Source organism: Synoicihabitans lomoniglobus (assembly GCF_029023725.1).
Taxonomy (GTDB): domain Bacteria; phylum Verrucomicrobiota; class Verrucomicrobiia; order Opitutales; family Opitutaceae; genus Actomonas; species Actomonas lomonigloba.
Genome location: NZ_CP119075.1, coordinates 5,744,249 through 5,762,185, shown reverse-complemented (window position 1 = coordinate 5,762,185; position 17,937 = coordinate 5,744,249). Strand labels below are relative to the sequence as shown.

18 protein-coding genes and 2 pseudogenes are annotated in these 17,937 nt (G+C 59.5%); 3 read left to right on the top strand and 17 right to left on the bottom strand.

Features of this window, described 5'->3' with window-relative positions:
- Window positions 1–45 precede the first annotated feature (45 nt).
- The 6 genes from PXH66_RS22455 to PXH66_RS22430 form a co-directional block, all read right to left on the bottom strand.
- A complete protein-coding gene (locus tag PXH66_RS22455) occupies window positions 46–468 on the bottom strand; it encodes a TPR end-of-group domain-containing protein (RefSeq protein ID WP_330932171.1) in 423 nt (140 codons plus the stop codon).
- A gap of 235 nt (window positions 469–703) precedes the next feature.
- Window positions 704–1,969, bottom strand: coding sequence for a hypothetical protein (locus tag PXH66_RS22450; RefSeq protein WP_330929497.1), 1,266 nt, complete (start codon window positions 1,967–1,969; stop codon window positions 704–706).
- 431 nt (window positions 1,970–2,400) lie between these two features.
- Complete coding sequence (locus tag PXH66_RS22445; RefSeq protein WP_330929496.1) at window positions 2,401–2,697, bottom strand: type II toxin-antitoxin system RelE/ParE family toxin; 297 nt, start codon at window positions 2,695–2,697, stop codon at window positions 2,401–2,403.
- A complete protein-coding gene (locus tag PXH66_RS22440; protein WP_330929495.1) occupies window positions 2,676–2,888 on the bottom strand; it encodes a hypothetical protein in 213 nt (70 codons plus the stop codon). The genes PXH66_RS22445 and PXH66_RS22440 overlap by 22 nt, the downstream gene beginning before the upstream one ends.
- A gap of 380 nt (window positions 2,889–3,268) precedes the next feature.
- Window positions 3,269–3,808 (bottom strand): hypothetical protein, encoded by a 540-nt coding sequence (locus PXH66_RS22435; RefSeq protein ID WP_330929494.1) that lies wholly within the window; start codon window positions 3,806–3,808, stop codon window positions 3,269–3,271.
- Between the two features lie 120 nt (window positions 3,809–3,928).
- Window positions 3,929–4,534: a type IV toxin-antitoxin system AbiEi family antitoxin domain-containing protein gene (locus tag PXH66_RS22430; RefSeq protein ID WP_330929493.1), complete on the bottom strand. Its 606-nt coding sequence runs from the start codon at window positions 4,532–4,534 to the stop codon at window positions 3,929–3,931.
- A 57-nt stretch (window positions 4,535–4,591) separates the two neighbouring features.
- On the opposite strand from PXH66_RS22430, the gene PXH66_RS22425 reads away from it, so the two are divergent.
- Complete coding sequence (locus PXH66_RS22425) at window positions 4,592–4,840, top strand: hypothetical protein (RefSeq protein WP_330929492.1); 249 nt, start codon at window positions 4,592–4,594, stop codon at window positions 4,838–4,840.
- Here PXH66_RS22425 and PXH66_RS22420 read toward each other — a convergent pair.
- From PXH66_RS22420 to PXH66_RS22380, 10 genes and pseudogenes are all read right to left on the bottom strand, one after another.
- A pseudogene (locus tag PXH66_RS22420) lies at window positions 4,829–5,863 on the bottom strand (virulence RhuM family protein). The gene PXH66_RS22425 and the pseudogene PXH66_RS22420 overlap by 12 nt on opposite strands.
- Window positions 5,864–5,971: 108 nt before the next feature.
- Window positions 5,972–6,511: a hypothetical protein gene (locus PXH66_RS22415; RefSeq protein ID WP_330929491.1), complete on the bottom strand. Its 540-nt coding sequence runs from the start codon at window positions 6,509–6,511 to the stop codon at window positions 5,972–5,974.
- 101 nt (window positions 6,512–6,612) lie between these two features.
- A pseudogene (locus tag PXH66_RS23175) lies at window positions 6,613–6,753 on the bottom strand (radical SAM protein); the annotation flags it as partial.
- Window positions 6,754–6,799: 46 nt separating this feature from the next.
- Window positions 6,800–7,081: a hypothetical protein gene (locus PXH66_RS22410; RefSeq protein ID WP_330929490.1), complete on the bottom strand. Its 282-nt coding sequence runs from the start codon at window positions 7,079–7,081 to the stop codon at window positions 6,800–6,802.
- Window positions 7,082–7,107: 26 nt separating this feature from the next.
- Window positions 7,108–8,094 (bottom strand): restriction endonuclease subunit S, encoded by a 987-nt coding sequence (locus PXH66_RS22405; RefSeq protein WP_330932170.1) that lies wholly within the window; start codon window positions 8,092–8,094, stop codon window positions 7,108–7,110.
- Between the two features lie 41 nt (window positions 8,095–8,135).
- Window positions 8,136–9,584 (bottom strand): class I SAM-dependent DNA methyltransferase, encoded by a 1,449-nt coding sequence (locus tag PXH66_RS22400; protein ID WP_330929488.1) that lies wholly within the window; start codon window positions 9,582–9,584, stop codon window positions 8,136–8,138.
- Between the two features lie 271 nt (window positions 9,585–9,855).
- A complete protein-coding gene (locus tag PXH66_RS22395; RefSeq protein WP_330929487.1) occupies window positions 9,856–11,496 on the bottom strand; it encodes an ATP-binding protein in 1,641 nt (546 codons plus the stop codon).
- Between the two features lie 35 nt (window positions 11,497–11,531).
- On the bottom strand, window positions 11,532–14,915 hold the full coding sequence (gene hsdR, locus PXH66_RS22390) for a type I restriction-modification system endonuclease (RefSeq protein ID WP_330929486.1): 3,384 nt from the start codon (window positions 14,913–14,915) through the stop codon (window positions 11,532–11,534).
- A gap of 117 nt (window positions 14,916–15,032) precedes the next feature.
- Complete coding sequence (locus tag PXH66_RS22385; RefSeq protein ID WP_330929485.1) at window positions 15,033–15,635, bottom strand: Fic family protein; 603 nt, start codon at window positions 15,633–15,635, stop codon at window positions 15,033–15,035.
- Window positions 15,628–15,960 carry a CopG family ribbon-helix-helix protein gene (locus PXH66_RS22380; RefSeq protein ID WP_330929484.1) on the bottom strand — a complete coding sequence of 111 codons (333 nt, stop codon included), beginning with the start codon at window positions 15,958–15,960 and terminating at the stop codon, window positions 15,628–15,630. The genes PXH66_RS22385 and PXH66_RS22380 overlap by 8 nt, the downstream gene beginning before the upstream one ends.
- 207 nt (window positions 15,961–16,167) lie before the next feature.
- Here PXH66_RS22380 and PXH66_RS22375 point away from each other — a divergent pair, with 207 nt between their 5' ends.
- Window positions 16,168–16,317: a hypothetical protein gene (locus tag PXH66_RS22375; protein WP_330932169.1), complete on the top strand. Its 150-nt coding sequence runs from the start codon at window positions 16,168–16,170 to the stop codon at window positions 16,315–16,317.
- Here the strand turns inward: PXH66_RS22375 and PXH66_RS22370 are convergent.
- Window positions 16,314–16,748, bottom strand: a complete 435-nt coding sequence (locus tag PXH66_RS22370) for a 5' nucleotidase, NT5C type (protein WP_330929482.1) — start codon at window positions 16,746–16,748, stop codon at window positions 16,314–16,316. The genes PXH66_RS22375 and PXH66_RS22370 overlap by 4 nt on opposite strands.
- A gap of 181 nt (window positions 16,749–16,929) precedes the next feature.
- Here PXH66_RS22370 and PXH66_RS22365 point away from each other — a divergent pair, with 181 nt between their 5' ends.
- Complete coding sequence (locus PXH66_RS22365) at window positions 16,930–17,814, top strand: MYG1 family protein (protein WP_330929481.1); 885 nt, start codon at window positions 16,930–16,932, stop codon at window positions 17,812–17,814.
- Window positions 17,815–17,937 lie beyond the last annotated feature (123 nt).

The following is a 17,937-nucleotide window of genomic DNA, read 5'->3' as shown; positions in this document are numbered from 1 at the left end:
CTACCGATCTAACCTTCGGCAATGTGAGTTGGATGCCAACCCGGATCACGACTCCTTTACGTCATTTCCCGCTTCGCCATCGGAGCGCAAGGCCGCGAGATCGGGATCATCCCACGCACTGGATTCAAATTCGTCATCCATTTTTACCGCCATCGCCAGCCGCCGTTTGGCCTCCTTCAGGTCGCCCAACAGGCAAGCATAGCACGCGAGATTGTAATGCAGCACGGCGCTCGTTTTCCCGTGAGCCGGCTCGGCCCGCCACAGCACATCCTGAGCATCCGCCACGCGTTCCAACTCCCGCAACGCATACGCCCAGGAAATCCACCCCTGCTCCTCCTCGGGCGCCAAATCCGCCAACGACTCCCCCGCCATGGCGAGCCGCCTCCATTGCTTGGATTGGTGGTAGAGCTCCACCCGCAGCCGCATGACATCGGCCGATCGAGCATCCGCCTCCTCGATCAACGCCAACTCCCCCGCCGCCTCCTTGAGACAATCCTAAGGTAAGATAGCCGGAAGTATATTCCAGACGGCGACGAGTAGGTATCATGGCCACGCAGAGAACACCGCACCACCCACTGGAGCAACCCCGACCCACCGAACCGTCATTCAGCCCCGAGGCATGATGCCTCGGCCACCGTCCCTGCATTCCCCCCGTGGCCGATGCTTCCAGCTTCGGCACTGTCACCTCGAGCCGGACATTCGCTCAGAGGCCGAACATGCGGAAGTCGGGTAGGCGCGAAGCGGCCTTTTGCTGTGCGATGTGAGCACGAATCATGTCGCGCAATTCGGTGCGGGCGGCGGGGCCTTGCAGCGCGGCTTGGGCGTCCGTGAGCGATTCGGTGTAGGGTCGGAGGTTGGCGAGGATACTCTCGACGCCATCGGGCTCGCCGGTGAAGGGATTGACGAAGCGGCTGACGGTGGCGAAATGCGGCTGGTAAGGGATGGCGGCGACTTCCTCGCGGAGGTCCGCGACCTGCTGTTGGAGAAGTTCGATGTAGACCTTGAGCTTCTCGTCGGTGAGGCGATCGAGGTCGTCTTCCTCGCGTTGAATCCAAGCGAGCTCGAGTCGCAGCAAGGTGTGCAGGTCGCCTTGCTTGTAGGCGGTGGTGAGCTCCTGCATCAGGTGGTGTTTTTGCTCGCGCTTGGTCGGGTCGGTTTCGAGGTCGGGGTGCAGGGCTTTGGCGAGTTGCTTGTAAATGACGGAGAGGGTGCGTTTGCGCGCCGCCTCGACCTGCTCGGCCTGCTCGCGAGGATCGGCGGTTTTGCCCTTACGTTTGTCCTTCGATTTGCGTGATCGCGCCGTCGGCCCGGGTTTGACGTCTTTCGGATCGAAGTCGTCAATGCCGAGGCCCGCCATCATTTGCCGTTCGATTTCCTGCTGGATCTCGGCGGGGCTCATCCCACTGCGGAAGCCGGCCGGATCGAGCCCAGAGTCCCGAATGAGGGCGGCGACGAAGGGCGGCAAGCCATCCAGTTCGCCATCACCATTCTCGTCGTCGGTGTCGCGACGTGATGCGCGTGCGGCGGCGTCGCGTTTTTTGAAGTGTTCGATCAAGACGACCAAGTCGGGGTCGGTGAGCTCGGGTTCCCGATCCAGGATAACGTCGAGCTGTGCTGCGATCAGATCGGCGAGGGCCTCGCGTTGGCGCGGCCCGAGTCTCCCCGGGTTGTGGAGGTGGGTGGCGAGTTGGCGGACGACCTCTTTGCGCAAGTCGTGCTGACGCTGTTCCTCGGGATGGACGCGTGCGAGGTAGGCGGAGAGAAAGCGTTCCCAAGAGGTGGTGATGCGTTGCTGGCGGGCGCGGAGTTTTTCGACCTCTTTGAGCAGTTGTCCGAATTTCTTCTGTTGACGGGAGAGCTGCTTGGTGGGCTTGCCGCCCGTGAGACGCACGCTCATAGGCTGGGCCTTGGCGGGCCTGCCTCCATCGAGTTCAAACGGGAAGTCGCTCTGCTTTTCGGATGCTGCCATGGAAGGCGTCAACGCAACCGCAAGGCACTTCGCGGCCGCAAGTCAATCGGTCGCAAGATGCGGTCTTTTTTCGGCCATGACCCCTGTCCTTGTCCCCTAAGCAGCTTCGGACTACACTGATTCGTTACGATTTGTCCGAAGGAATCCTCAGCGATCATGTGCTACCCATCCTCATCAAGAACGTCCACGGTCAGACGGCGCGACGCATTCAACATGATCGCAAACCACAAAGCCGACCCGTTTTTAAACCCTTGTTTTTTGATCCCGAGGCAGGATGGCTCGGCCACTTTTCCACACCACCGTGGCCGATGCTTCCGCCTTCGGCGCCGACTCGCGGTCACCGATTCCATGCGCAAAGACCCGACGTCTTCAGCCATCCCCAACGATAGTCGGGGAAACGTTGCGCGGTGAATACGAGGTCGTCTTCGAATTCAAAGGCGAAGTGACGCCGGATTTTGCCGACCGTCCCAGATACGGATGACTTCAACCCACTCCGCGGTTTCATTGACCTGATAAAAGATCAGGTAGTGGCGGTGGGTGAGTTTGCGCACACCCGGCCGACGTCGCACGGATGCGCCCCGGCGCGGGAAAAGGGTGAGTGTTAGCGCGGCGTCGAGCAATTCGTGGCCGATGCGTTCGGCCGACTCGGAGCTCTTTTCTGCGAGAAACCGGACGACCTCGCCAAGATCGGCCCGGGCCTCTTCGGTCAGACCGACTTGGTAGCCCATGAAGCGATATTCTGACGGACATCCTCCAACGGGATCACACCCTTTTTCCGCAGGGAACTCAGGCCTGCGTCGATGGCGGCCAGCATCTCGGGAGTCTCCTCCTCGGTATCGTCGAGCCAGTGCCGCAAGGCTTCACGGTCCTGTGGAGGCAGATTTAGGATCGCGTCTTGAATTTCTTGGACGGAGCTCATGGTGAATATGCTACAAGAGGACGTGTGCGCCGCAAGTCCGGCGTATTTAAGCCAGACGCGATGAGATGAGGTCTTGGTGAGGATTTGTTTTTCGTGGTGGGGCCCCCTCGTGGCGAACTTGTAAGTGATCCTTACACGCTGCGATTTGCCCGAAGGAATCCTCAGCGATCATGTGCTACCCGTCTCATTGAAACCTCCACGGCCAGACGGCGCGACAAACTCAACATCACCCCAAACCACAAAACCAGACCCGTTTTCGGACCCTCGTTTTTGGTCCCGAGGCAGGATGCCTCGGCCACTCTTCCGCACCACCGTGGCCGATGCTTCCAGCTTCGGCGCTGTTACCTCAGACCTCGCATTTAACCCGTCCCTTTAAATCCCTAGTGAGAGTAGACGCCCTGGCGACCCGTGTTTAAGGCGTCGGCCAGGATGCGCACGTGAACCGTGAAGCGGAAATAATCCGGCCCCATGAGGTTGGTTCCGTGGAAGTAGAGGTTGCGCTGCTCGGGCAACAGGATCGCGAGACGTTCGCAGTAGCCGGTGGACCTCTTCATTCCATGGCGAGCGCAGAGATCCTGCATCATGTCACACCACGTGAATTGCCCCTTGAACAGCTCGTCGGTAAAGACCTTCTCATCAATGGCTCGCTTGAACAGTGCCTTGAGATGACCGTCTTTTCGGAAGTGGATTTTGAGTGCTCGTTCCAAACCGATGACCGCATGAAAGAAGGCCACGGTGCCCAGAGCGTAGTCGAACCGAGCGAACTCAAAAAGTGACCCGGCGGTCATGAAGAACCGGCAACTATCGCCATGCAGCGATCGCTGCTCACGAAGCCAGGCCGCCTGCTCCATCAACCACGCGGTGCTCAGGCCGGAGGATTCGATGCGGCGGTCTTCCTGCAGTTGAATCATGGATGTCATGGGAGAACTTAACGGCTAACGTGACCACGCGTCAGCCGGCGCCTCCGCTTGTTCGATATCATTGTTAACCTGTCTCTTTAAAATCCTTTTGCTTCTTCCGAATGGAAGCGGCGACGTTTTTCATATCATCGCCTCCAGATACGGTCTCATGATTTTACCGACTCGCAGGAGCCGACCCATTTCGCTGATCTCTCCGATCTTCGCTTTGCGTGCGTTCAGGGTTTCCCTGAGTGCCTCCACGCAGACGTCGATGCCCAGCTTGTTGCGGTGTTTGAAACAATCCGCCACCGTCCGAGCCGGGGTTGTGATGGCGACCTCGGCTCCGCCGAGCTGGTGATGCTCCACCCCCGCGGTTTGGAGTTCATTCACCCGCGTCCTGATGACCCGGATGGGCGGCCAGTCGATCTTGGGAACCCGCGTCTGCGCCGGAAGCTGAATCCAGACCTCATGGGGCGATTGGGTGCCGATTTCGTGAAAGCGCAGGGCACTGACCAGCACGACAACGGCGCGGGAGGCACTCTTGGCGACTTGGATCAGATCGTGATGCTCACTCGTTGGAGAATCGGCGTGCTCATAAATCCCACGGCGCACACGCACCAGTGTGCCCTTCTCGACGAGCCTGGTGATGCTCTGGTCAGAAATCCCGGCCTCCAGAAGCTGTGCCGTTGTCAGCAGCTCGTTCCCGGCGGCAAGTGAACTCAGATTTTTCTGGAGAGCGGACGGCATGAGGATGTCGGAAAATGTCACACATTGATTCTTAACGTGTGACATTTAGCCAGAAAAATGCCTGATTCCCAAGAACGCCCGCAGGTCCGCCTTGATCAGAACGACCTGCGGTTGCCGCTCTATCGCCTCGCCCAACACATGCGGGTAGCCCTCGGCTCCGAGGAGCTCGAAGATCGCGGTTTCGAGTTGGGCTTCGGTGAATTTCATGGGCACATTTTGAGAGCGAGTCGGGGTGAGGCTTATCGGCGCCGGAAGGGCAAGGAGTTCAGTGCGATGCAGGGGGTGAAGCTGGAGTTATTGCTCTGAGGGGCGTCCGGTTTTGCCCAAGTCTTCCAGGTGATCGATCGTGTCGGCGGCTCCCGCGGCTTCCCTAGCGGCCCGTCTCCGTTGCTCAAAGCGTTCATACTGGAGTGCCGCGTGGGCACCTGTGTCCTGCTTACTGACGGCTCCCGAATCGGGCAGCACGGCGCGATCATTGAAACGGAGGAACTCGTCGAGTTTACCCTGCCAATCTTCGAGGAACACCTGTTTGCGGCGTTTCGCCTGATCCTCGGCGAAGTCGAGCCACATCACGACGATGCGGTTGAGTTCGTCGATTTCGGTCTCCTTCAGATAGTTTTTGGCGACCGCGGAATCCTGCTTCCGCACGATGGCCCCTTTCCAAACGGTCAGTCCCATGTTCGGGAGAGACGCATCGGCCCGACTCGCGATCAGTTCGGCGGCGGTTTGTCCGGTGGCCGCAAAGTGCAGCTTGTTCTACATGATACGGAAAAACTGCACCGTGTCTTTTCGACTCAATTCGTAATCTGCCGCCAGCGTGAAGAGCTCCTTAACGCGCAAATACATCCTTCGTTCGCTCGACCGGATGTCGCGGATGCGAGCCAGCATCTCATCGAAATAATCAGGCACGGCGCTGCTGCCGGGAACGGGCGGGGTTTTCAGCCGCTCGTCATCCATGGTGAAACCCTTGACCAGATATTCCCGCAAACGGGTATTCGCCCATTTGCGGAACTGCGTGCCGCGAGGAGATTTGACGCGAAAACCGACGGCCAGAATCGCCTCCAGGTTGTAGTGCTCGATCTCGCGGACGACCTCCCGTGAGCCCTCAATCCGAACAATCCGGAATTTCCGGATAGTTGCCTCGGGGGTCAGTTCCTCCTCGGCGTAGAGATTTTTGAGGTGCTCGTTGATCGTCTTTGTTGAGCGGCCAAACAATTCCCCCATCAAGGCCTGCGAGAGCCAAAGGGTCTCGTTCTCAAACCGGCCTTCAACCCGCGTTTTGCGTCCGACCGCGTCCCCCTCTCCGGGAGTTGTAGAGTCAAAAGTCAAGGTATGACGTCCTTAGGTCTCTTGTCAGAACAAAGTGCAATGTGCAAAGTCTGACCCCATTTTTCATCGCCATTTTTCATCTCTTTAAATCCCTGTCCCTTTAAATCCCTAGTGAGAGTAGACGCCCGGGCGACCGGTGTCTAAGGCGTCGGCCAGGATGCGCACGTGAACCGTGAAGCGGAAATAATCCGGCCCCATGAGTTTGGTCCCGTGGAAGTAGAGGTTACGCTGCTCGGGCAACAGGATCGCGAGACATTCGCAGTAGCCGGTGGACCTCTTCATTCCATGGCGAGTGCAGAGATCCTGCATCATGTCACACCACGTGAATTGCCCCTTGAACAGCTCGTCGGTAAAGACCTGCTCATCAACTGCTCGTTTGAGCAGTGGCTTGAGATAGTCGTCTTTCTGGAAGTGGATTTTGAGTGCTCGTTCCAGACCGATGACCGCATGAAAGAAGGCCACGGTGCCCAAAGCGTAGTCAAACCGAGCGAACTCAAAAAGTGACCCGGCGGTCATGAAGAACCGGCAACTATCGTCATGCAGCGATCGCTGCTCACGAAGCCAGGCCGCCTGCTCCATCAACCATGCGGTGCTCAGGCCGGAGGATTCGATGCGGCGGTCTTCCTGTAGTTGAATCATGGATGTCATGAGGGAATTTTACGGCCTAACGTGACCACGCGTCAGCCAGCGCCTCCGCTTGTTCGATATCGTTTTTAACCTGTCCCTTTCAAATCCTCTTTTAATCCCCCAAACAAATGACGGACGCAATAGGAACAGTCCAAGGGGCATCCGATGATGTGGTTCAAGCTCAACCCAGATTTTCGATACTCGATCGGATCGCGCAGGGAAGGTTGCACTTGAGCAAGCTGTTCCGAAGTGAGGGCATTCATCTGGATGGAAATTTCTGGGTGTGAGCTGCGCCTCTTGTGGGGCTCGCTAAATGGCTCGGCGACCGCGGCGTTTTGGGGTTGAGGAGTCGGCGCGTTCGGCGCGGATGCGGGCGACGAGGGCGGTGGCCGGTTCGTCGTTGGGGTCTTGCGGGACGAGCTCGCCGCGGAAGGCTTTGGCTAGGGTGGACAGCGTGAGGCAGTCGACGGTCGTTTGCGCTTCGTTGAGGCGGGATTCGATGCGGTCGGCGAAGGCGAAGAGAGCTTCAACCCGACGGACGATTTCTTGCTGTTCGTCGAGTGACGGGAGCGAGACTCGAACTCCTTTCACGTCCCCCTGATTAATGCTCGCCTGATTTACTGCTTGTTTTGCTTTTCCTGAAGTTCCGCAATTCCACTTGGGGAGGTCAGGACCAGAATTCCAAACCCAGTCGTGATCGAAGTGGGGTCGAGGCGGACCCTCATCATGTTGCTTTCGAAAACGCACGGTTCGGGCAAATCGCGCACCAAAGCAGACTTTCCAAGGTGAGACATGCTGTTCACTCGGTTGATGACAATGTCGCCAACTTGTAATCCGAAATCGCGTAGCTCGATTTCAGTGACATCGAGACGTTTCAAGTCGGACCACACATTGATTCTACCCGAGTAAAAATTATCGATGCGCAGAATTCGAGTGCCCTGTCCGTAGCAAGACGAAGATTTGTAGAGTCCATTTTTTGGTCCATCAGCGATCAGTGCGCCAAACTCTGTATCCCTCCATTCCACGCCGTTTTGCTCTTCCCTCCAGTCGGCGGTGAGGCGGCCGGAGGTGGCGGCGGCTAAGACGGATTGGCGGAAGCGTTTGAGGAGGTCGGGGACGCGGGCGAGGCGGGCGCGGCAGGCGTCCACCCGGCCCAACACCGCCTCGAGCTTGTCCGCGATTCGCTTTTGCTCGGGGAGCGGGGCGACTGGGATCTCGAAGGCATGAATATCCCTCGGTCGAATTGCGGGATACAGAGCTCCTTGGACGAGGTCTGTCATACGGCCTACGAATGCCTCCGTTCGAACGAGATAATAAAGCCAACGCGGATCGAGTTCATTAGAACGAAGAACCTCAAACCCCGTCGATGCTATTTGGTCATCCAGATCTTCGTCGATGAGGGCGACCGCATTCAGATTTGGACGCGTCATCGAAACGACGACGTCACCCGTTCGAATCACCTTTCTCGCCCGACTTGGTGCATTGCTACCCGCGATTTTCGATGCTCCACGAACCGTTTTTGTCTCTCGATTAACTGAGCCAATATCAACGTATACGAATTCCTCTTTCGCCCCGGGGACGCGTTGATCTGTCCGTTCGATCACGGCTCCAATGTTGGCTCGGGACCAAGACTCCGGCAAATCGCTCACGACTCGACTTCCTCCACCTCTTCTTCGCCCAGTTCGGCGAGGATGCCGCGCAGGTCTTCCATGATGGCTTCCAGTTCCTGCATGGCTTCGGTGGCGAGGACGGAGGGTTCTGGTAGGTCGGTGCTCGATTCGGCTTCGTCGTCCTTGAGCCAGGCGATGTCGAGGCTGTCGTCGCGGCCGGCAATCCACTCGCGGGTGAAGCGGCGGCAGCGGCCGGTTTCGCCGGTGTCGGTGCGTTGGGCGAGCGCGGCGGGGGAGCCGAGCGGGTCGTCGCCGTAGGCGGCTTCGAACTCGGCGAAGTGCGCGGCGGTGAGGATCGTGCGCTTGCCGAATTGCGGCATGTTGGCCCGCAGGTCATGGACCCAGACTTCCCGGGTGTTGCCTTTGTCGGTCTTGCCGCGGGTGAAGAAGAGCACATTGGTCTTCACCCCTTGGGCGTAGAAGATGCCGGTGGGCAGGCGCAGGATCGTGTGCAGGTTGCACTTGTCCATGAGGTCGCGGCGGATGTCTTTGCCGACGCCGCTCTCGAAGAGCACGTTGTCGGGCAGGACGACCGCCGCGCGGCCGCCCGGTCTCAATCCGCGGTAGATGTGCTGGAGGAAACAGAACTGCTTGTTGCTGGTGGGAAAGGTGAAGTCGGTGCGCGAGGGCAGTCCGCCGCCTTTCTTGGTGCCGAAGGGCGGGTTGCTGAGAATGAGCGTCGCCGAGGGCAGCGCGGCGCCGTCGTCGGACAGGGTATCGCCGTAACGGATACCGCCGTCGATGCCGTGCAGCATGAGGTTCATGAGCGCGAGGCGGTGGGTGTCCTGCACGTGCTCCATGCCGTAAAAGGTGCCGGTGCGGTATTTCCGCTGCTGGGCTTCGGTGAGGGCGTCGAAGTCGTGGTGCTCGCGTAGGTAGTGGTTGGCGGCGATGAGGAAACCACCGGTGCCGGCGGCGGGGTCCTGGATGACGTCAGTCAGCGACGGGCGCATGACGTTGATCATGCTGTCGATGAGACGGCGGGGCGTGAAGTATTGGCCGGCGCCGGACTTCTTCTCGTTGGCGTTCTTCTCCAGCAGGCCTTCGTAGAGGTCGCCAAGGCCTTCCTCGCGGGCGGAATACCAGTCGAGTTTTTCGATTTCCGATACGAGGGTGGAGAGCGTGGCGGGTTTCTTGATGAACGAGGACGCGTTGGCGAAGATCTCCTGCGCGAGTTGCGAGCCGTTGGTGCCGAGATGGACGAGGCCGAGGCGGTAGTGGTTGAGGCGCTCGAGCGCGCTCTTGGACTCGAGGTCGGCCCAGCGGTAGCCGGCGGGAATCTGGTCCTCGGTGCCGGTCTCCTGCGCCATCTTGAGGAAGAGCAGGTAGGTGAGCTCGGTGACGTATTGGTGATAGGTCACGCCGTCGTCCTTGAGGACGTTGCAGAGGTTCCAGAGTTTGGCGACGATGTCGTGAGTGGGCATGCGAGCAGACAGAAAGGCGGATCAGGCGGAGAGAGGAAAGGTCGTAACCACGAAGGGGCAGTGAATCACTTTGGAACTGATTTTTTAACCACGGATGGACACGGATGGGAAGCACCGAGGTGCGTTGTGTTGCCACATGAACAGCGTGGTAAGCTTATGGCGCGTCTATGTGTCAGTTGTCAGACATTGTCAGACTTATAAGAGTTATAGAACTTATTAATAATTAACAAATTGTGCCACTTGGATCAAAATCTATAAACCAGAAATGGTTTTAGTTTGGCACATAGGGCTTGAGTGGAAACCAACGGGCCCAGCGTCGTTCGCCTCGCAGTTCCGCGAAGCCGGAGTCTCGCAGTTCCTCCAGCAAGCGGTGCAGTGAACTTGCGGAAACGGATGGTAGCACCTGAACCAAATCCCGTTTGGGGGCACCGGTCGTGGCGTGATCCCAGAGGTGTTTCATCAGGAGCGCCTTGTTGGTTTCGTGATCGAGTCCACGCTGCCGGGTGTAGGCGCCGGATTTGCCCATGGCGGCGAAGAGTTCGCGGGAGAGCAGGTAGCGAGTGCCTTTGCCGCGTCCCATGCGTTCAACTGCTCCGATTTCCAAGAGCGAGGGCAGACGGGCAGACATCCGTTCTTCCAGAGGCTGAGGAACGTCACGTTGCAACGCATCCAGCGTGAGATAGTCGTAGGTGGAAAACGTGGAGAGGCGGTCGTCGCCAAGACGTTCAAGGTAGCGGATGAAGGCCGGGTTCTGCACGGTGCCGGCGAGCGTCAGTTGAACCTCATGATCGGCGCTACCGGCGAAACTGGGCAGAGGTTTGGTCTGCCGAATGGCGTTCTCGATCATGAGGTTCATGCCCTGTCCGGCCCGCTCCACGAAGCCGATACGTTGCAGGGCTTCGGCAAGGCGTCGGTTGCGTGGGTTCTGTTGATCGGCAATGTTGTCGGGCGTGATACCTAGCGGTAAGCCCCCGGGGCTTACGATTTCCAGGCGACGAGCATATTGCCGGATGAAGATGGAGCCCCCGAAGCGATAGTCGCGGTGAGCTACGGCATTTAGAATTGCCTCACGAATCGCGACCTCGTCGAAGGTGGGGATGTCGTAGCGAAAGAAATCGTCCTGATAACTCTGGCGGTCATTGCGCAGGTTGATCTTCTTCCAAAGCGCGTCCTGAAAGCCGAGGAATCCCGTCCGAAATTCCTCCCGGTCCTGAGCGGGTCCGGAGGCTTCCGAGGAACGGTATTCGAACACGACCTCCGCTTGAGGGAGGAATTGGGACAGTGCTTCACGTGTTCCCATCAAGAGGAGCGCGGCATAACAAGGGCGGTCGTCAACGAGAAGTTCGGCATCTTGCAGAAGTGCTGCATCGGACAGTTGACGAAGGCGGGGATTCCCGGATTTCACGGCCCAGCGCTCACGAAAGGTAGCCACGAGGTCAGGGTTCAACACCGAGATGTCCGCTGGACAGGGGGTGGCGGTAAAATCGGGTCCGGTTTCGGAAAAGATGGCCCGAAGCTCGGTGTCGGGCATACCGACGAGACCGTCGCCGGCCCGTTTCAAGTAGCGACCGTCAATGCTCCAAGCCGTGCCGGGCAAGCGACCCGGGACGTGAACAATGACAGTGCGAGTTGAACCATGGTAATACTCCTCCACGGGAATTCGGTGGTGAAGGCGTTGATACAAACCCTCCTCGGTGCGGCCAGGCTCGGCAAACGCCTGCGTGCCGGAAACCGAGCGAGGCCGACGGTCGGTCACGCCGAAGATGATTTGTCCACCTCCTTCGTTGGCCAAAGCGACGCAATACTGCAGTAGTCTATCGAAGTGATAGCCTCCGGCAGCCGACTTGAACTCGATGTTCGTGCCTTCAGGGGCATCGAGCCATTGTTCAAATTGCGATGAGGAAGTGGGCATGATTGGATGCGAATGAATGCGGTGGGGGCCTTGGTTCACGCGGGGTTTTGCCAGACGGAGCCGTTGAACTGCTCGAGGATTTGCGAGAACTCGCCCGCGAAGAGTTTATTGAGCCGCGCGTAGCCTCCGCCCTCGCGCTTGAAGAGCAGGTTGGGGTCTTCGATGGCGTCGAGATCGACGAGTTGATTGGCCTTGGTCTGGGCGGCGAGCTTCTTGAGCCAATCGCGTTGGGGCGTCGTCCAATCGCGGGAGGCCAACATGGACTGGAGGGCGTGGTCGACGCGTTCGGCAAACGGAATGAGGGGATCGCCGAGGGCAGCTTGGCGGATGTAGCCGATGATGCGGGCCGCGATTTCCTGGTTGGTTTTTTGGCGCCAGGCAGCGTGCAGATTGGCCTCGGAGAAACCGGCTTGGTCGAGAGCGAGCATGAGCTCGCGGAGCTGCTTGCGGGTGAGACTGCGCGGACGGGTGACGACAGTGATGAGGGCCGGGATTTCGTTGCCCTTGGTCTTAACAAACTCGGTGAAGGCCTGCAGGTAGTCCTCGGGTTTGGTGGAGCTACCGTAGCCGCGCACAACGTCGGTCAACTCGTCCTCATGGGCGGAGATCAGCACGGGCTCACCCGGGCCGTCATGCTTGCGATCGAGGATTTCACCGAGGTCCGGATTTTGGACGAACCATGCGGCGATCTTCGCCAGCGGCATGGCCTTGAGTTCGGCGGCGAAGTCGCTTGGCGGCATCCCGGCCCGGGTCTCGAAATCGCGGGCGGCGGACTCGCTGAGATGGCGTTTCTTACGCTGGAGTTTGGCGAGGAACTGGTCGCGCACCAACGTGATCGCGTCGTCGGTCGTCACCTCGGTGAGCTCGCGCACCAGTTGGGAGAAACTGATGTCGGGGTTCACGACCACGGGCTTCATCGCGGTGATGGTTTGCAGAATCTCGTAGATGCGCACGGCGTCGAAGATCCGGAACGTTTCCTTGCCGACCTCATCGCAAACGCGGGTGGCGCGACCGAGCATCTGGTCGAAGAGGATGCGACTGTTGACCCGGCGTAAAAAGACAAGGTTGCAGATCTCCGGGACGTCGATGCCGGTGGTGAGCAGATCGACGGTGACGGCGATGGTGGGGTTGAGCTCGTTCTTGAAACGGCGAATGAGTTTCAGCGGCTTGTCGGCGGCGCCGGTGATCTTGATCACAGCATCGTCGTCGACCGCGCCGTAGACCTTTCTGAAGGCCTGCTTGAGCAGATCGACCACGAGATCGGCGTGCTCGTCCTTGGCGCAGAAGATGAGGGTTTTCTGGGGGGAGGTCGGGTCCAGCTCGCGGGCGAGGTAGTTGCAGATGACCTGGTTGAACGGCTTGGTGATGACCTTGCGATTGAACTGGGCGATATCGATTTTGATCTCGTCGGGCGCCTTGAAGAGCTCGACCTGAGAGGCGTTGGATTTGAGGACCGAGACGTCCTCTCCTTTTTTCCAAATGATGCCCTGCTTGGAGAGCTTGGTCTCGATCCGGATCGGCGGTTCGTGGTCGATGAGATAGCCGTCGATCACGGCCTCGCGATAGGAGTAGGTGTAGACGGGCGGACCAAAGATTTCCGACGTGTGCAACGCGGGCGTCGCGGTGAGGCCGATCTTCACGGCGTCGAAGTAGTCGAGCACACGGCGATAGTTGGAGATGTAGTCTTCCTGACTGCGGAACGAGAGCTCCGTGTCACTCATCTCGCGATCGAGCAAGTAGCCGCGATGACATTCGTCGACGACCACACAGTCGTATTGATCGACGGTGGGCGGCAGAGCGGACTCGGACGGATTGAGCACGCGAGCTACCATGCCCTGCACCGTGGCGAGGTGCACGGACGTGGCGGTCTCGGGCTCGGGTTCGTCGAGTTCCTTGATGCCAAAGATATCGGCGAAGGTTTGCAGGCTCTCCATGCGCGTATCCTTGAACGCGTTGGCGGCCTGTTCTCCGAGGGCGGAGCGGTCGACGAGGAAGAGGATGCGGCGGAATCGCTGGGTCTTGAGTAGGCGGTAGATCAGCGCGATGCAGGTCTTAGTCTTGCCGGTGCCGGTCGCCATCGCGAGAAGCATGGTGCGCTGGCCGGCGACGATTTCGCGTTCGACGGCGAGGATGGCCTTCTGCTGGTAGTCGCGAACGGTGAACCCATAGGAAAACGTTTCCTCGGTCAGCTTCGCGTGTGCTGCATCGTCGTCGCGTTTGAGGAGCTCGGTGAGGCCCTCGGGCGAGTGCCAACCTTGGAGCGCGGTGGCTAAATTGTCGGGGCGGCGAATATCGCAGAACCAGATGCCGCTGTGGGTCGCAAGTTGGAGCAAGTAGGGGCGGCCGTTGGTCGAGTAAACGAACGGGATGCGAAACTCCTTTTCAGTGCCCCAATTGCGATCGTGCATTACGGTCTCGGCGGAGGGCTGAAACCCGCGGCTGTAACGTTTGTCCTGCTGGAGGGAGGAGGAGACGTTGACGTTCTTGCGCTTGGCTTCGACGACCGCGATCGGGGTAAGGCCAACGAACAGCACGTAGTCGGCCGGACCGGTCTCGGTGGGCCATTCGGCGATGGCGAGGTTCCGACCTTTCTCCGGCCGAGTCCCTTTCGCGTGGCGCAGATTTTCGGTGTCGGCAGTCCATCCCGCGTCACGCAGTTGCTGGTCGATGATCCGGCGCGTTTCGGACTCGTCGAGATGGATGTTCTTGGCGGCCCGTTTGGCGGCGCCGACCAATGAATTGGTCTTCGATTTGGGCTGGTCCTTGGAGGTGGCCTGCTGGGCCGCGAGTCGTTGTTTGAGCGCAGCTGACTCAGCGTCGGCTTCGGTGGCCATATTCTCCCAGAAACTGGTTTCGTCCTTGGCGGCGTGCAGTTCGAATGAGAGCGACTCGAGTTGCTGTTGTGCCTGCAGCTTGGCTGCAGATTGAGCGGCGAGCTGGTTTGACAGTTCTTTCAGCCTTGCCCGTAGGGAGTCGCTTTCCTCCTCGGGAGGGCGCGGTGGAATGAACGCACCGGAGCGAAACTTGGGAGCCTTGAACGTGCGGTGAAACCAAACGCTGAGCTGCCACGCCACTTTGAGCATATCGAGCGCGAGCGAATGATCACCCGCGATCGCATGGGAGGCCTCATTGCCCGTGCGACGAATTTCACTGAACAGCTGAGAGATATCCCGCGGTAGAATCCCCTGGCGGGCCAAGCGACTCAGCAACTCATACTGACCTTCCTGTTCCTCCTTGTAGACGCCCACATAGGCGGCGGCGGTTTGTGCGAGAATCTCCGCCAGTTGCCGAAATTTGAGTAGGCACGTGTTCGGATCCTCCGTAAAGTATCGCTCCGCGAGTAATCCCAACCGCAGAAGCTGTTCGTCGTGCTCCTGGAGGAAGCTGAAATTGCTGGCGAGTGAGTTGGGGGAACTCATCGAGTTTATCGATAGGAGGGAGGGAAACGTTCGCTTGGGGGGCCAGCTCCAAGGGTGGAGGCCCTAGCAATGAAGGAAATTGCAGTGCGGTAAAGGCTTACCGACAGTCGCGCTTCATTACCCTTCCAGGAACGCGTCGAGCATGCGCCGGAAGGTAACGATGGTAGGCTTGCGATGGCCGAGCATGGTTTCGCCGGAGGCGATGTCGTAGCCAAAGTTGGGGCGCGGGCGGAGCCGAATAAAGGGTGGGAGCTGGTAACGCATGGCGATGGCGTTGGCCCAGAAGCGAGCGGTGCGGCCGTTGCCATTGGCAAAGGGGTGAATGCGCACCCATTCGGCGTGGACCCACGCGCAGGCTTCGATGATGGCGGTAAGTTGATCCGGAGTCAGCGTCGCCCCCGGAGCAATGGTGGCGTCGAGGTGCTGGGTGATTTGCCCGAGCGTCGTTTCAAATTGAGTCGTTTGCGCGGCGACTTCGGCGGCAGCGACACCGGGATACGAGCCGACCAAAATCTCGACGCTCGTCAACGGATCGGTGCCGCGGAATCGACCCACCATGGTTTTGTCCGGAGGCGTGAGTCCGGCCATCATAACACGATGCCAGGTTTTGGCGTCGGTGAGACGTAGTTTCCCTCGCGCCGCAGCCTGCGCCCGGATGGCGGTCAGAACTTGCTTCAGGTTTTGGCGCAGCCGAGGGCTGTCTTCATCCCAATCAGGCATCGATCAGTTGGCGCAACCCGGCGGTGACCGGTGAAAGAGAAGGGGTCGGTTGCCCTTCTGCCGGATCCTCGTGCGAGCGGCGGGACGCTTCGGCAGCAACGGCGGCATCGATCGCGTGCTCAAAATCGGGATCCGATTGTCGATAAGCGCCCAAGCTCCGCAGGATATCTTGCAGCGCCTCGTCGGTCTGGAGCGCGTGGCGCGTGACATACTCGGCCACGGCTTCGTTAACCAATTTGTTCTTCGGACGGTGCTGCAGCTGACTGACGAGATCCAAGCCCGCTTGCACATCCGGCTTTAAGCGAAAGGTGGTGGCCCTCTTCATGCGCACCACCCTATCGAGCGACATTTCGACGTCAAATTACTATTTTGATGGCATAAATTCGCCCTCGAGGGATTTCCAACCAGCGGTATCGCGGGCCATTTTGAACAGGGCGCACTTACTGGTGATGCTCTGCCCTGCCCTCGTTTGACACGGGGGACGGGGTGCGACGTGCTTCGCGCCATGGCTTCTGCTGCGGATACTCCAATCGTGCCCCCGCTGCCTTGCGTGCATTGCGGGGTGCCGGTGGTTTTGCGGGTGGGCGATGTGCCGATCTGTGATGACTGCTACCCGCTTCGAGGCGCGTGTTGTCAGGAATGGGAATCCGAGGACAACACTGCTGCTCAGGCGGACTCCTAATCCGCGATCAGTCTTTGCAGCACGGCCGCCCAATCGGGCGTCGCCGCGGAACCGAGAGTGATCACTTCTCCCGTAAAATCCGTCGCGGTCGCGGTGATCAGAATATCGCCTCGCAACAGGCTCATGGTCGGGGTCAACACGAGGCGATCCCGCGTCGCGTCTCCGAGATGACATGACACCCAACTGACCTTGTCGCTCCACGCGGTCGGGTTGTCCCACGGGGCCGTCGAAACCACATAGGTGTCGTATCGTTCCGCGAGTTGACGGAAGGCCGACACCGCTTCCGGCACGGCATCCATCTTGCCAAAAAGGCCCGGAATCTCCGCGACTCGACCGGCGTATTTCTCGACGACTTCCTTGGCCACGAAGTTCAGTCCGGAGGCGACGTCCACCAGCACGTCATCCATGGCGATATAGAGAATGGGTTTCATAGCGATGCGATCAGCCTGTAACGATTCCATTCACGAAACACCCTAAAAGACACTGAACCTTGAGCAGGCAGTTCGCTCGATCCCGTAGCTCTACGATCCCGCGAGTTTGGGGGTGATTTAATGGGCAACCCCCTCCGCTGGCTTGGCTTTTAGCGAACTGCGTGTGTTGGATGGGCGCTTCATGTCGCCATTTACCACGATCCTCACCCATCCGGGTGGTGCCCACAAAGATGAGTTTCTTGCCTGCTGCGTGTTGGTCGCTTCGGCGTCCACGCCCGTGCCGATCGTGCGCCGCGAACCTACCGATGCCGATCTCGCCGACGCGTCCATCGTCGTCGTCGATGTGGGCCACGTTCACGATCCCGCCCTCCTCAATTTCGATCACCACCAGCTGCCCGACGACGCGGCGCCCACCTGCGCGCTCTCACTGGTATTGCAACATCTCCGTCTCTACGAGGACGCGCGCGCCTTCTGCGACTGGCTCGAACCGGCCGAGTGGTTTGATTGCCGCGGCCCCAACGCCACCGCCCGCTGGCTCGGCGTCGAGCGCGACATCGTGAACCAACTCTACTCCCCCATCGACGGCACGATGCTGCGTCGCTTTGCCGGTCAAACCGAACACGCCGCCGGTGAACCGATCTGGGAACTCATGCGCATGGTCGGCCGCGATCTGCTCGACTATCTCCGCGGTCTGCGCACCCGCCTCGATTTCATCGGCCAACACGCCCAGCGCTGGACCCTCGACGGCGTAACGAACGGCGACGTCCCGGCCGAAGTGCTGTTCCTCCCGCGCACCGACCCGCTTCCCGACGAGCCGTCGAGCGGTCTCGATCGCTACGTCATGGAACAGGATCTCAACGATTGCGTGGTTGCCATCATCGCTCCCGATCGACGCGGCGCTGGCTACGGCCTGTCCCGTCACCGCGATCATCCGGCCATGGATTTCACCCGCATCACCGACGAAGCCGATGTGCACTTCGCCCACTTGCGCGGCTTCGTCGCCAAGACCTCCGCCACCGACCCGGCTCGCCTCCGCGAACTCCTCACCATCGCCGCCACACCCTGAGGCTTTCAGCCCGCTGGTTTTTAACGCCAAGACGCCAAGCGTGCCAAGACCGCCAAGGCGGTGAGGCAGGTCCGTTTTTATAGGAGCGCAGAATGCCGGGCTTCATGCCCGACTCGGCGAATC